This is a genomic window from Mycolicibacterium aromaticivorans JS19b1 = JCM 16368 (genome assembly GCF_000559085.1).
Taxonomy (GTDB): Bacteria; Actinomycetota; Actinomycetes; order Mycobacteriales; family Mycobacteriaceae; genus Mycobacterium; species Mycobacterium aromaticivorans.
On record NZ_JALN02000001.1, the window covers coordinates 3,337,006 to 3,349,429 of the forward strand.

General features: G+C 67.7%; 13 protein-coding genes. 5 read left to right on the forward strand and 8 right to left on the reverse strand.

Annotated features, from left to right (window positions below; translation table 11 throughout):
• Position 1 precedes the first annotated feature (1 nt).
• Genes Y900_RS15940 through Y900_RS15955 form a run of 4 tightly spaced genes read right to left on the reverse strand, consistent with a single transcriptional unit; the run spans position 2 to position 3,745 of the window.
• A complete protein-coding gene (locus tag Y900_RS15940) occupies positions 2 to 817 on the reverse strand; it encodes a CDP-alcohol phosphatidyltransferase family protein (protein ID WP_051660406.1) in 816 nt (271 codons plus the stop codon).
• A 20-nt stretch (positions 818 to 837) separates the two neighbouring features.
• Positions 838 to 1,551, reverse strand: coding sequence for a phosphatidylserine decarboxylase (locus tag Y900_RS15945; protein ID WP_036343119.1), 714 nt, complete (start codon positions 1,549 to 1,551; stop codon positions 838 to 840).
• 44 nt (positions 1,552 to 1,595) lie between these two features.
• Entirely contained in the window at positions 1,596 to 2,822 is a 1,227-nt protein-coding gene (gene moeA / locus Y900_RS15950; protein WP_036343121.1) for a molybdopterin molybdotransferase MoeA, read from the reverse strand.
• Positions 2,822 to 3,745 carry an SDR family NAD(P)-dependent oxidoreductase gene (locus tag Y900_RS15955; protein WP_036343123.1) on the reverse strand — a complete coding sequence of 308 codons (924 nt, stop codon included), beginning with the start codon at positions 3,743 to 3,745 and terminating at the stop codon, positions 2,822 to 2,824. The genes moeA and Y900_RS15955 overlap by 1 nt, the downstream gene beginning before the upstream one ends.
• Positions 3,746 to 3,802: 57 nt before the next feature.
• On the opposite strand from Y900_RS15955, the gene Y900_RS15960 reads away from it, so the two are divergent.
• Positions 3,803 to 4,615, forward strand: coding sequence for an HAD-IIA family hydrolase (locus Y900_RS15960; protein ID WP_036343125.1), 813 nt, complete (start codon positions 3,803 to 3,805; stop codon positions 4,613 to 4,615).
• A 55-nt stretch (positions 4,616 to 4,670) separates the two neighbouring features.
• Positions 4,671 to 5,150, forward strand: coding sequence for an SRPBCC family protein (locus Y900_RS15965; RefSeq protein ID WP_036343127.1), 480 nt, complete (start codon positions 4,671 to 4,673; stop codon positions 5,148 to 5,150).
• 132 nt (positions 5,151 to 5,282) lie between these two features.
• Here Y900_RS15965 and Y900_RS15970 read toward each other — a convergent pair whose 3' ends face one another.
• From Y900_RS15970 to Y900_RS15980, 3 genes are all read right to left on the reverse strand, one after another.
• Complete coding sequence (locus tag Y900_RS15970; RefSeq protein ID WP_036343129.1) at positions 5,283 to 6,977, reverse strand: DEAD/DEAH box helicase; 1,695 nt, start codon at positions 6,975 to 6,977, stop codon at positions 5,283 to 5,285.
• Between the two features lie 74 nt (positions 6,978 to 7,051).
• Positions 7,052 to 7,540 (reverse strand): cupin domain-containing protein, encoded by a 489-nt coding sequence (locus tag Y900_RS15975; RefSeq protein ID WP_036343130.1) that lies wholly within the window; start codon positions 7,538 to 7,540, stop codon positions 7,052 to 7,054.
• Positions 7,541 to 7,556: 16 nt separating this feature from the next.
• Complete coding sequence (locus Y900_RS15980) at positions 7,557 to 8,453, reverse strand: SDR family NAD(P)-dependent oxidoreductase (protein WP_036343131.1); 897 nt, start codon at positions 8,451 to 8,453, stop codon at positions 7,557 to 7,559.
• A gap of 102 nt (positions 8,454 to 8,555) precedes the next feature.
• Here Y900_RS15980 and Y900_RS15985 point away from each other — a divergent pair, with 102 nt between their 5' ends.
• From Y900_RS15985 to Y900_RS15995, 3 genes are all read left to right on the forward strand, one after another.
• Positions 8,556 to 9,113: a TetR/AcrR family transcriptional regulator gene (locus Y900_RS15985; protein WP_036343132.1), complete on the forward strand. Its 558-nt coding sequence runs from the start codon at positions 8,556 to 8,558 to the stop codon at positions 9,111 to 9,113.
• Between the two features lie 188 nt (positions 9,114 to 9,301).
• Positions 9,302 to 10,927 carry a chaperonin GroEL gene (gene groL, locus Y900_RS15990; protein WP_036343133.1) on the forward strand — a complete coding sequence of 542 codons (1,626 nt, stop codon included), beginning with the start codon at positions 9,302 to 9,304 and terminating at the stop codon, positions 10,925 to 10,927.
• Positions 10,928 to 11,112: 185 nt separating this feature from the next.
• Positions 11,113 to 11,985 (forward strand): type IV toxin-antitoxin system AbiEi family antitoxin, encoded by an 873-nt coding sequence (locus Y900_RS15995; RefSeq protein WP_036343134.1) that lies wholly within the window; start codon positions 11,113 to 11,115, stop codon positions 11,983 to 11,985.
• A gap of 58 nt (positions 11,986 to 12,043) precedes the next feature.
• Here Y900_RS15995 and Y900_RS16000 read toward each other — a convergent pair whose 3' ends face one another.
• Positions 12,044 to 12,412 (reverse strand): hypothetical protein, encoded by a 369-nt coding sequence (locus tag Y900_RS16000; RefSeq protein WP_036343135.1) that lies wholly within the window; start codon positions 12,410 to 12,412, stop codon positions 12,044 to 12,046.
• Positions 12,413 to 12,424 lie beyond the last annotated feature (12 nt).

Sequence of the window (12,424 nt, forward strand, 5' to 3'; positions counted from 1 at the left end):
GTCAGCGACCGGGCTTGCGCAGGCCGAGGCGCGTCGAGCGGCGATTCGGCAGGCCGCGGCGATTCGCACGGCGCGCAGCGCGCCGCTGCTTTGGCGCGTCGTTCCAGGCCTCCGGTCGCGCGGCGACCCAGCGTTGGCTGTAGACCGTGAACGGGATGATGCACAGGTAGCCCGCGATGATCAGCAGCACCAGGATGTACGGGAACAGCAGCAGCGCCGCCGCGGCGGCAGCGATCAGGATCAGCAGGATCGGCGCGGCATTCGGCGGCATCTTCACAGCCTTGAGCGCCAGCGTGGGCACCCGGCTGATCAGCAGAGCGGCGTTGGCGGCGAACCAGAAGCAGACAAACCACGGCGAGGTCCACCAGCCGTGGCCGAACTGCAGCATCGCCGCGAGGGGTCCGATCACGCCGACTGCACCGCATGGCGCCGGCATACCGGTGAAGTACTCGCGGGTGTAGGCGGGGCGAGTGTCGTCGTCGAGCAGTGCGTTGAATCGGGCCAGCCGCAGCACGATGCACACCGCGTAGAGCAACGCGAAGATCCAGCCGACCGGCGAGGTGGGCAGCAGCGTCACATAGACCACCAGCGCGGGCGCGACACCGAAGTTCACGGCGTCGGCCAGCGAGTCGATCTCGGCGCCCATCCGGGACTGAGCGTCCAGGGCCCGCGCGATGCCGCCGTCGATCCCGTCGAGTACCGCCGCGGCTCCTATCAGGGCCAGCGCGATGTGCGGGCGGCCGTCGAGCGCGAACTTGATCGAGGTCAGCCCCGCGCAGATGGCCAGCACCGTCGTCGCGCTGGGCAGAATGCGCATGGCGGACGGGCGGGGTTTGATCACGGCAGCTGCGCCAACACAGTCTCGCCGGCGAGTGCGCGCTGACCGGGTTCGATCAGGATCTGCGAGCCGGCAGGCAGGTAGGTGTCCAACCGCGAGCCGAACCGGATGAGCCCGTAGGTGTCGCCGATCGCGACCTTGTCACCGGGGTGCAGGTCGCAGATGATGCGACGCGCGATCAACCCGGCGATCTGCACGACCACCACCTCGTGCCCGTCCGGTGTGCGGATCAGCATGCTGTTGCGTTCGTTGTCCTCGCTCGCCGCCGCCAGCTCGGCGGAATGAAAGCGGCCTGGTCGGTATTCCACGGCACGCACCTCGCCACCCACCGGCGACCGCTGCACATGGGCGTCGAGCAGGGACAAGAAGATGCTCACCCGCGGACGCGGACCCGGGGGCAGGCCGAGTTCGGCTGGTGGTTCGGCCTCTTCGACCAGACAGATCAGGCCGTCGGCCGGGGCGACCACCACGCCGAGACGACTTGGGGGAGTCCGGGGCGGATGCCGGAAGAAGCCGGCGTTCGCGGCGGCCGCCGTCAGGCCTGCGCGGCGCAGCCAGCGGTTCTTTCGGCCGACACCTGCCACCGCCAGACCCGCCGCAATGAACGGCAGGCCGGCGGGGTGAACAGGGGGAACGGAGGAACGCACCAGCGCGACCAGCCGCGCGGGGCCGGACTTCATGGTGTCTTCCGCGGTGCGGGGGCGTCTGGCCATCGGCGACGATTCTACGTGCGCGCTGTGACTGTGCGGGCGTAGACCTAGGACAGGTCCCAGAGCTGAACCTGCTCGCCGGCGGCCACCTCGGTGATGTCCTCGGCGATCTCCAGAAGGCAGTTCGCCGAGGCCAGCCAGCGAAGATGGTGCGATGCCGGTGGCCCATAGGTCGTGACGGTGCCCGCCTCGGGGTCGTAGACACCGCGCCGGAACTGGCGTTTGCCCTTCGGCGATGTCAGGTCGTCGGCCAGCACGGCGGTGCGGCGCGGCCGGTTCGGGGTGGCCAGGCCCATCGCCGCGCGCAATGCGGGTCGGACGAAAACCTCGAAGGAGACCAGCGCGCTCACCGGGTTGCCCGGCAGCGTGATGATCGACGTGCCGGCGCTGCCCGATGTCGCCGGCCCAGCGGCTCCGATCCGCCCGGCGCCCTGCGGCATACCGGGCTGCATCGCGACCTTGACGAAGTCCACCGCACCCGCGCCGAATGCATCCTTGACCACCTCGTAGGCACCGGCACTCACGCCGCCGGTGGTGATGATCAGATCGGCCTGTCCCGTGTACCCCTCAAGCACGGTCCTGAACTGGTTGACGTCATCGCTCGACGTCGGGGTCGCGACCACGTCGGCGCCGGCCTCGCGGACCGCGGCGGCCAGCATGATCGCGTTGGACTCGTAGATCTGCCCGGGCCGTAGCTCGGTGCCCGCCGACACCAGCTCCGAACCCGTCGACATCACCAGCACCCGCAGCCGCGGCCGCACCGTCAGCGAGCGCAGGCCCAGGGCGGCGGCCAGCCCCAGTGCTGCCGGGGTCACCAGCTGGCCTGAGCGCAGCACCGTGGTCCCCGCGGTCACATCCTCACCGGCGTGCCGCACGTGCTGGCCGGGTTTGGACGCCGCCCGGATCTCGACGGCGTCGATACCGGCGTTGGTGGCCTCGACCGGCACCACTGCCGTCGCACCGGCGGGCAGCGGTGCACCCGTCATGATCCGGTGCGCGGTGCCCGCCGCCAACGTCAAGGAGTCAACACGGCCAGCCGGAATGTCCTCGGCGACAGGCAAAGTGACCGGACTGCTCTCGGAGGCACCCGCGACGTCCTCGGCGTGAACCGCGTAGCCGTCCATCGCCGAGTTGTCGAACACCGGCAGCGACATCGGGGCCGCCACGTCGGCCGCGAGAACCAGGCCCTCGGCGTCGGCCAATCCGACCGTCGCCGCGGGGCGCGCGGTGATCAGATCGGCGACGACCCGCTGATGCTCATCGACTGTGCGCATCAGACGGGGAATTTCACGCCGGTCAGCTCCTCGGACACCGCCCAGAGCCGCTGCTGGACGTTGCGATCGTGGGACTGATTGCTGGAACTCACCAGCTTGGGGTTGCCGCGCAGTTCGCGGAACCCGTCGGGCCCGTAGTACTGCCCTCCGATGACCGAGGGATCGGTGGCGGCCCGCAGGGTCGCCAGCGCGCCCATTTCCGCGCTGTTCAACAGCAGCCCGCTGATGAGCTTCACACCCGGCAACGAGCTGCCCGGGACGTGGCGGATCAGCTCGGTGTCCGAGACGCCTGGGTGTGCCGCCACGGCAATCGTTTTGGCACCGGCCGCGGCGAGGCGCCGCTGCAGTTCGTAGGCGAACATCAGATTGGCCAGCTTCGACTGTCCGTAGGAGGCGACCCGCTCATAGCGTCGGCGCTCCCACTGCAGGTCGTCGAACGCGATCTTGGCGCGGATGTTGTGCGCGACGCTGGCCACCACGACCACCCGTGATCCGTCGACTCCCAGCAGATTGTCCAGCAACAGCCCGGTGAGCGCGAAGTGGCCCAGATGGTTTGTGCCGAACTGTAATTCGAAGCCATCGGCCGTGGTCTGCTTCGGCGGATACATCACCCCGGCGTTGTTGATGAGTAGATCGATCCGGGGGTAGGCGCTGCCCAGCTCGGCCGCTGCTTCCCGTACCGATGCCAGCGAGCCCAGATCCAGCTTGTGCACCGTCACCTCGGCACCGGGCGCGGCTCGCCGGATCTCGGCGGCCGCCGCCTCGCCCTTGGCGGTGTCGCGGACCGCCATCACCACCTGGGCCCCGTGCTGTGCCAGCACCCGGGCCGTGTCGAATCCGAGCCCCGTATTGGAGCCGGTCACGATCGCAATGCGTCCGCTTTGATCGGGGACGTCCGCCTCGGTCCACTTCTGTGCGCTCATGGCACGACGATAGACGGCTCAAGTTGCGGACAATCGGTGGCCGTTTACTGTCGCCGTATGGCTATCGGTGGGGTGCTGTTCGACATCGACGGTGTCCTGGTGACGTCGTGGACGCCGATCCCCGGTGCCGCCGAGGCGCTGGCGGTGCTCGCCGATCACCAGATCGCCCGGTCCTACCTGACCAACACCACCACCCGCACCCGCAGGCAGATCGCAGCGGCGTTGTGCGACGCCGGAATGGACGTCCGGCCTGACGAGGTGATCACCGCGGCGGCGCTGACCGCCGACTATGTGCGCGCCAACTATCCCGATGCGCACTGCCTGTTGGTCAACAACGGCCAGATCACCGACGACATGCCGGGCATCGACATCGTCGACTCAGAGGCGTTCGACGGTGCAGGTTTCGAGGCCCCCGACGTCATCCTGCTCGGCGGCGCCGGTCCGGAGTACAGCCACCGCACCCTGAGCCGGGTGTACGAATGGATGGCTCAGGGGGTACCGGTGGTGGCGATGCACCGCAGCACCGCGTGGACCACCACCGAAGGTCTGCGCATCGACACCGGTATGTACCTGATCGGTATGGAGGAGACCTCCGGGCGCAAGGCCACCGGTGTCGGGAAGCCCGCGCCCGCAGGCTTTCTGGCCTCCGCGGCTCGCCTCGGCGTCGATCCCGATGAGATGTACATGGTCGGCGACGACCTCAACAACGACGTTCTGGCCGCACAAGTGGTCGGGATGACCGGCGTGCTGGTGCGCACCGGCAAGTTCCGCCAGGACACCCTGGACCGTTGGGCCGCAGACGAATTTGCGATGCAGCCCAACCATGTCATCGACTCCGTCGCCGCGCTGCCGGAGTTGCTCGGGTTGTAGCCGGTGTGACGCTCTGCGGCGATGAGTTTCTCCGCCGGGGCGGGTCTGTCTGACTATGACCGAAATCTTGATTGTGACCACCACCATCGACGCACCCGCCGCCGCCGTATTCGGAGTGCTCGCCGATCCGGGCACTCACCAGGACATCGACGGCACCGGCTGGGTTCGGGAGCCGCTGGACGACGGCCGGGAACTGACCGAAGCCGGACAGATTTTCCGGATCGCGATGTACCACGACAACCATCCCGACAAGCACTACGAGATGGCCAACCAGGTCACCGCGCTCGAAACCGGCCGGGTGATCGGATGGGCGCCGGGCGGGCTGGCTGAGGACGGCAGCATCGAACTCGGTGGCTGGACATGGCATTACGACCTCGAGCCCCTTGGCGACGAGCAGACTCGGGTCACCCTGACCTACGACTGGTCAGGCGCCACCCCCGAAATCCGGAAGAACATCGTCTTCCCACCGTTCCCCCTCTCCCACCTCGACAATTCGCTGGCGAACCTGGGCAAGCTGGCCATCGACAGGGCGTAGGGCTGGCCGCCGCCGTGACAAGGACTCGCGCGGATCGCCCGTGACCATGTGGTGGCCGAGCAACGGCAGACGCCTTGGCGCCGTGGGGATTCCAGAGCGGCCGGCTGGCGTCATGGCGGCAGCGTAACTCGTTTACGACGAGGTCAGGCTGCGAACGGCTTCGATGCGGGCCTTCAGCTGATCGGTGGTGGCTGCGGCCACCGGTGGTCCGCCGCAGACCCGCCGCAGTTCGTTGTGGATCTGACCGTGCGTCTTGCCGGTGCGGTGATGGGCCAGCGACACCAGGGCGTTGAGTTCGCGGCGCAGATCCCGCAGCTGGCCGTGCGTGGTCAGCCGTGGCACCTCGCCGCTGGCGGTCCGCTTCTCGATCTGCTCTTCTTGCCTGCGCCGCAACAGATCTCGCATCGACTCGGCGTCGAGCAGGCCGGGGATGCCGAGGTAGTCGGCCTCCTCGTCGCTGCCGGCCGGCGTCGCGGTCCCGAACGACGACCCGTCGAAGATGACCTGATCGAGCTCGGCGTCGGCGCCCAGATACTCGATCTTGTTGTCGCCCTCGTCGGGCTCGTCGCGGTTCTGTTTGGCCAGTTCCGCCTCGAGCGGATCGTCGTCGAGGTTCTCCCGGTGGGGCTTGCCGAGCACGTGATTGCGCTGAGCTTCCATCTCGCTGGCGAGCAGCAGCAGGTTGGGCACCGACGGCAAGAAGATGCAGGCGGTCTCGCCGGGCCGCCGGGACCGCACGAACCGGCCGATCGCCTGGGCGAAGAACAGCGGGGTCGAGGCGCTGGTGGCGTACACGCCGACCGCCAGGCGCGGCACGTCGACACCTTCGGACACCATCCGCACCGCGACCAGCCAGCGCGATGTGCTCTCCGAGAACTGCGAGATGCGATCTGAGGCGCCCTTGTCGTCTGAGAGGACGACGGTAGGGGCCTCGCCGGTGATCTTGAGTAGCAGATCGGCGTAGGCGCGGGCGGCGGTCTGATCGGAGGCGATGATCATGCCGCCTGCGTCGGGGACGTGTTCGCGAAGTCCGCGCAACCGGGTGTCGGCTGCTGCGATCACCGCGGGCATCCATTCGCCGGCGGGGTTGAGTGCGGTCTTCCATGCCCGCGCGGTCTGCTCGGCGGTCAGCGGCTCACCCAGGCGCGCCGCGTGCTCCTCGCCGGCACTGTCGCGCCAGCGGGCTTCGCCGGAGTACGCCATGAACATGACCGGCCGCACGACGCCGTCGGCCAGTGCGTCGGAGTAGCCGTAGGTGTGGTCGGCGGACGAGCGGGCGAAGCCGTCGGGTCCGACTTCGTAGTTGATGAACGGGATCGGACTGTCGTCGCTGCGGAACGGGGTCCCGGTCAGCGACAGTCGCCGCGTCGCGTCGTCGAACGCCTCGCGGATCGCGTCGCCCCAGGTTTTGGCGTCACCGCCGTGGTGGATCTCGTCGAAGACGACGAGGGTTTTGCGGTTCTCGGTGCGCACCCGGTGCCGGGTGGGGTGGCTGGCAACCTGGGCGTAGGTGACTACGACGCCGTGATACTCCGCGGAGGTCTGCGAGTTCGAGTTGGAGAACTTGGGGTCGAGGGCAATGCCGTGCCGTGCGGCGGCCTGCGCCCACTGGATCTTGAGGTGCTCGGTGGGGACGACGATGGTGACCGCCTCGACGGTGCCCTCGGCGAGGAGTTCGGCGACGATCCGCAGGGCGAAGGTGGTCTTACCGGCCCCGGGGGTCGCGACAGCGAGAAAATCGCGCGGCTTGGCGGCCAGATACTTGACCAACGCCCGTCGCTGCCAGCCCCGTAACGCCTGGGTGCTGGGCGCATCAACTGCCCGCACCCCTGGGACTCCTCTCGGTCGAGATGGACTCTAGTGCAAGCAGATCCGCCCGCGCACTTCGATCCGGCGTGTCGTCAGACCAAGAAATTGTCGTTGCGAACGAAGAACTCGCGACGTTCGTCGTCGGTCAGCTCGCCGAGCTTGGGCAACCCCTCGAAATAGAACTCACGGGGCGCGCCCGGAGCAAACAACATCAAGATCGAGGCGGGCTCGTCGGACTGGTTCCCGAAACCATGGATGCCGCCGGGTGGGACGTAGAGGTAGTCGCCTTGCTCGCCGACGGTCCACTCGCGGCCGTCGAACAACTGGATCCGGCCGGACAGCACGAAGAAGGATTCCGACATGGCCTTGTGGAAATGCGGCCCCGGGCCACCCGCGTTGGGGCCGAGATCGACGCGATAAAGACCGAAGTCGCCGCCGGTCGATTTCTCCGTGGCCAGGTAGGTGTACGTGACCGGGCCGACTTCGAAGTCGGCCGGGGTGTCGGCCTTGCGCAGGGTGGCGCTGATCTCGCCATCACCGTCATACCGCGGCGGCGGGTAGGGCGGCACGTGCAGCGACATGACTACATTGTGCCGGTCATCCGAGCGGGTAGGTCACGCCCGTCAACTCTTCGGACACCGCCCACAACCGCTTCTGCGACGCGACGTCATGCGACCGCCCGTTGGAGGAGACGAGCTTCGGATAGCCCCGCATCTGCAGCAGTCCGCCGGGGCCGTAGTACTGGCCGCCGTGCACCGTCGGGTCGGTCGCGGCGCGCAATGTGGGCAGCGCACCCATCTCGGAGCTCTGCACGGTCAGGCCGAAACCCCATTCGACGATCTTGGGCAGGTTGCGCCCCAGCTCGGTGGCCGAGCTCCCCGGGTGGGCTGCGGTGGCGATGGTGTCGGTGCCGGCCAGACGCTTCTGGAGTTCATAGGTGAACAGCAGGTTGGCCAGCTTGGCCTGGCCGTAGGCGCCGGTGCGGCTGTAGCTGCGCTCGGACTGCAGATCGTCGAAGCGGATGCGCCCGAACCGGTGTCCGTTGCTGCTGACGGTCACGACCCGGGAGCCCGGAGTGGCGAGGAGCCGGTCGAGCACCAACCCGGTGAGCGCGAAGTGGCCCAGGTGGTTGGTGCCGAACTGCAGCTCGAAACCGTCTTGGGTGGTCTGCTTCGGCGTCATCATCACACCGGCGTTGTTGATCAGCAGGTCGATGCGGTCGTGGCGGGCGCGAAGCTCCTCGGCGGCGGCGCGGATGGACGCCAGCGAGGTGAGGTCGAGTGCTTGCACGCTGACGTCGGCCCCGGGGTAGCGCCGGACGATGAGGTCGGCGGCGGCCTTGCCCTTGTCGAGGTTGCGGACCGCGAGAACCACGTGCGCACCCTTGGCTGCGAGCGCGCGGGCGGTTTCGTAGCCCAGTCCGGTGTTGGCGCCGGTGATGACGACTGTCCGCCCGGTCTGGTCCGGGATGTCGGCGGAAGTCCAGGGTGCCATGTGGTTCTCCTCGGTTAGACTGGCTAACCGGAGCGTGCGCCCCGGTTTTGTCCGACTATACGGAACGCGCGCCCCGCTTTGTCAACGCTGGAGAGGTGTGAGGTGGGTCTGAGCTGCCGGCCGCTACGGGCCGATGCCGCGCGCAACCGTGCCCGGGTGCTGCAGGTGGCCTACGAAGTGTTCGCCGAGCAGGGGCTGGCCGTGCCGATCGACGAGATCGCGCGGCGCGCCGGCGTCGGCGCTGGCACCGTCTACCGGCATTTCCCGACCAAGGAAGCGTTGTTCGAGGCGGTGATCAGCGATCGGGTGCGCCTGGTGGTGGCGCGAGGGCGGGAACTGCTCGCCGCCGACCCGTCCACTGCACTATTCGAATTCCTCCGCGAGATGGTGCGTTCCGGTGCTGCCGACCACGGGATGGTCGAGGCACTGGCGCGGTACGGGATCGACCTCGACTCCGCGGCGCCCGGCGCCGAAGCGGAGTTTCTCGAGGTGCTGGGGGAGATGCTGGTGGCGGCACAAAAGGCCGGCGCCGCCCGAGCCGACGTCGGCGTCGCCGAACTCAAGGCACTGCTGGTCGTGTGCAAGAGCGGCCAGGAATACGGCGAGGACGTCGCCGACCGGATCACCAACGTCATCGTGGCCGGCTTACGCGCCGGGTGAACGGCTGATCCACTTCTTGCACTCACCTAGGCCGAGTGCTAAGAATGTGGTTGGCACTCGCGACCGGTGAGTGCTAGGTCGGGACGGTGAGGCCGGGGCCGCGCACGCGGAGCACTCTCCAGCCGTCCGTCGCGGGCACTGCACCCGACCGAAGACGTGCCATCCCCAACCGGAGGATTCACTTCGCAATGTCCAAGATCATTGCTTACGACGAAGAGGCCCGCCGCGGCCTCGAGCGGGGCCTGAACGCCCTCGCCGACGCGGTAAAGGTGACGCTGGGCCCCAAGGGTCGCAACGTCGTCCTGGAGAAGAAGTGGGGCGCCCCCACGATCACCAACGATGGTGTGTCCATCGCCAAGGAGATCGAGCTCGAGGACCCGTACGAGAAGATCGGCGCCGAGCTGGTCAAGGAAGTCGCCAAGAAGACTGACGACGTCGCTGGAGATGGAACGACGACGGCAACCGTCCTCGCTCAGGCCCTGGTTCGCGAAGGCCTGCGCAACGTCGCTGCCGGCGCCAACCCGCTGGGCCTCAAGCGCGGCATCGAGAAGGCCGTCGAGAAGATCACCGAGACGCTCCTCAAGAGCGCCAAGGAGGTCGAGACCAAGGACCAGATCGCGGCCACCGCCGGGATCTCCGCGGGCGACCAGACCATCGGTGACCTGATCGCCGAGGCCATGGACAAGGTCGGCAACGAGGGTGTCATCACCGTCGAGGAGTCGAACACCTTCGGCCTGCAGCTCGAGCTCACCGAGGGTATGCGCTTCGACAAGGGCTACATCTCGGGTTACTTCGTGACCGACGCCGAGCGTCAGGAAGCGGTCCTCGAGGATCCGTACATCCTGCTGGTGTCGTCGAAGGTCTCGACGGTCAAGGACCTGCTCCCCTTGCTGGAGAAGGTCATCCAGTCGGGCAAGCCGCTGCTGATCATCGCCGAGGACGTCGAGGGCGAAGCCCTGTCCACCCTGGTGGTCAACAAGATCCGTGGCACCTTCAAGTCCGTCGCCGTCAAGGCCCCGGGCTTCGGTGACCGCCGCAAGGCCATGCTGCAGGACATCGCGATCCTGACCGGTGGCCAGGTTGTCAGCGAGGAGGTCGGCCTCTCGCTTGAGACCGCCGACGTCTCGCTGCTGGGTCAGGCCCGCAAGATCGTCGTCACCAAGGACGAGACCACCATCGTCGAGGGTGCCGGTGATTCCGACGCCATCGCCGGCCGGGTGGCTCAGATCCGTGCCGAGATCGAGAACAGCGACTCCGACTACGACCGCGAGAAGCTGCAGGAGCGCCTGGCCAAGCTGGCCGGCGGTGTTGCGGTGATCAAGGCCGGCGCTGCCACCGAGGTGGAGCTCAAGGAGCGCAAGCACCGCATCGAAGATGCCGTGCGCAACGCCAAGGCTGCTGTCGAAGAGGGCATCGTCGCCGGTGGCGGCGTGGCGCTGCTGCAGTCGGCTCCGGCTCTGGACGAGCTGTCGCTCTCTGGTGACGAGGCCACTGGTGCCAACATCGTGCGCGTCGCGCTGTCGGCTCCGCTGAAGCAGATCGCCTTCAACGCGGGCCTGGAGCCCGGCGTTGTCGCCGAGAAGGTCACCAACTCGCCCTCCGGGACCGGCCTGAACGCCGCGACCGGTGAGTACGAGGACCTGCTCAAGGCCGGCGTTGCCGACCCGGTGAAGGTCACCCGCTCGGCGCTGCAGAACGCAGCGTCCATCGCGGCTCTGTTCCTCACCACCGAGGCCGTCGTCGCCGATAAGCCGGAGAAGGCCGCCGCACCTGCGGGCGACCCGACCGGTGGCATGGGCGGTATGGACTTCTAAGTCCCAGTACGAAAGAAGCCCCGGCTCGCTTGGCGAGCCGGGGCTTTTTCGTTGTTTGTCCCGCTTCGTGCCGAGTGTGCGGTTTCATCCGCAACACGCCGCGGTTGGCGTATCGATCCGCACACTCGATGACCTGCTGTGGACAGCGGAACGCACACATTGCGGTGCATTGGCAGTGTTCGCGTATGCAGACCATCGCCGGGCCATTTCGTGCGGCCGAGGCGCTGGATGCGAAGGCGCTCACCCTTCGCGAACTCAGACGCTTTCATAGGGCGGTCTATCCGGGCGTCTGGACGCCGCGCGGCGTCGAACTCTCGGCAATAGACCGGGCCCGCGCCGCATGGCTCTGGTCGGGGCGCCGAGGTGTACTTGCCGGTTTGTCCGCGTCTGCGTTGCTGGGCGCGAAGTGGATCGATCCGGACGTGCCCGCGGAGTTGGTGCACACCAATCGGCGCGCACCACAACTGATCTCAGTGCATTCGGACACGTTGTTGCCTGCCGAGATCCAACAGACCCGCGGGCTGCCTGTCACCACGCCGGCACGGACGGCGTTCGATCTCGGGCGACGGCTCGACTTCACGACGGCGATACAACGAATCGACGCCCTCATGAACGCCACTGACGTGAAGGTCGACGACGTCTGGTCCGTACTGGCTCAACACGGGGGCGTCCGCGGATTGCGGCAGTTGACGTCGTTGCTTGACCTGGTCGACGGCGGGTCTGAATCGCCGTACGAGTCGCTCACCCGAATCTTGCTTGTCCGCAATGGTTTTCCGCGGCCGCAGACGCAGGTTCGGGTGTGCGACGGCGACGGATATGTGGTGGCCCGACTGGACATGGGATGGCCCGAATACCGGGTCGGCGTCGACTTCGACGGAGCGCACCACTGGACTGACCCCAAGCAGCGATCGAAGGACATCGAACGCTACGCGCGACTGCCAGAGCTCGGATGGATCGACGTGCGGGTGACGAGTTCGATGCTGCACAACAATCCGCGGGTCATCCTCGACCGGGTCGGGCAGGCGCTCATGGCCCGCGGCTATCCGCGGACGTGGTGAGTGTGCGTTCTCATCCGCGATCGACGGCGTGTCGCGGATGAAACCGCACACTCGAGGATTAAGCCAACGGAACGCAGTCGTCGCCGCAACCGGATGCCGTCGCCACCCCGGGGACGGCAGGCCGGTGCAGCACCGCTCGCTGCGGGATGACCCGCAGCCGGTCGTCGGCGAACTCGCCGCGGCCGTCGACGATCAAGCTGTACCCGCCGGGCTCTCGCGGTGGCCAGACGATCGTCACGTCGGGGTGCGCAAGCGCGTTGCTCCGGGTGCTGTTGCCCACCGGTCCGATGTCGAATACACCCGCGACGAGCTGAGGGTCGACTGCGACGGTGTGCGCGCGGTGCTCGTCGCTGACGGTGATCAGATAGCCGAAGGGAAAGTCGGCCAGCGTGCCGGCGAGCTGCTCGAGATCCACCCTGACGCTCATGCGCCGACGATA

Coding starts and splice junctions, on each gene's coding strand:
- Y900_RS15940 (WP_051660406.1), bottom strand. CDS start 817: ATGCGCATTCTGCCCAGCGCGACGACGGTGCTGGCCATCTGCGCGGGG.
- Y900_RS15945 (WP_036343119.1), bottom strand. CDS start 1,551: ATGGCCAGACGCCCCCGCACCGCGGAAGACACCATGAAGTCCGGCCCC.
- moeA (WP_036343121.1), bottom strand. CDS start 2,822: ATGCGCACAGTCGATGAGCATCAGCGGGTCGTCGCCGATCTGATCACC.
- Y900_RS15955 (WP_036343123.1), bottom strand. CDS start 3,745: ATGAGCGCACAGAAGTGGACCGAGGCGGACGTCCCCGATCAAAGCGGA.
- Y900_RS15960 (WP_036343125.1), top strand. CDS start 3,803: ATGGCTATCGGTGGGGTGCTGTTCGACATCGACGGTGTCCTGGTGACG.
- Y900_RS15965 (WP_036343127.1), top strand. CDS start 4,671: ATGACCGAAATCTTGATTGTGACCACCACCATCGACGCACCCGCCGCC.
- Y900_RS15975 (WP_036343130.1), bottom strand. CDS start 7,540: ATGTCGCTGCACGTGCCGCCCTACCCGCCGCCGCGGTATGACGGTGAT.
- Y900_RS15980 (WP_036343131.1), bottom strand. CDS start 8,453: ATGGCACCCTGGACTTCCGCCGACATCCCGGACCAGACCGGGCGGACA.
- groL (WP_036343133.1), top strand. CDS start 9,302: ATGTCCAAGATCATTGCTTACGACGAAGAGGCCCGCCGCGGCCTCGAG.
- Y900_RS15995 (WP_036343134.1), top strand. CDS start 11,113: ATGCAGACCATCGCCGGGCCATTTCGTGCGGCCGAGGCGCTGGATGCG.
- Y900_RS16000 (WP_036343135.1), bottom strand. CDS start 12,412: ATGAGCGTCAGGGTGGATCTCGAGCAGCTCGCCGGCACGCTGGCCGAC.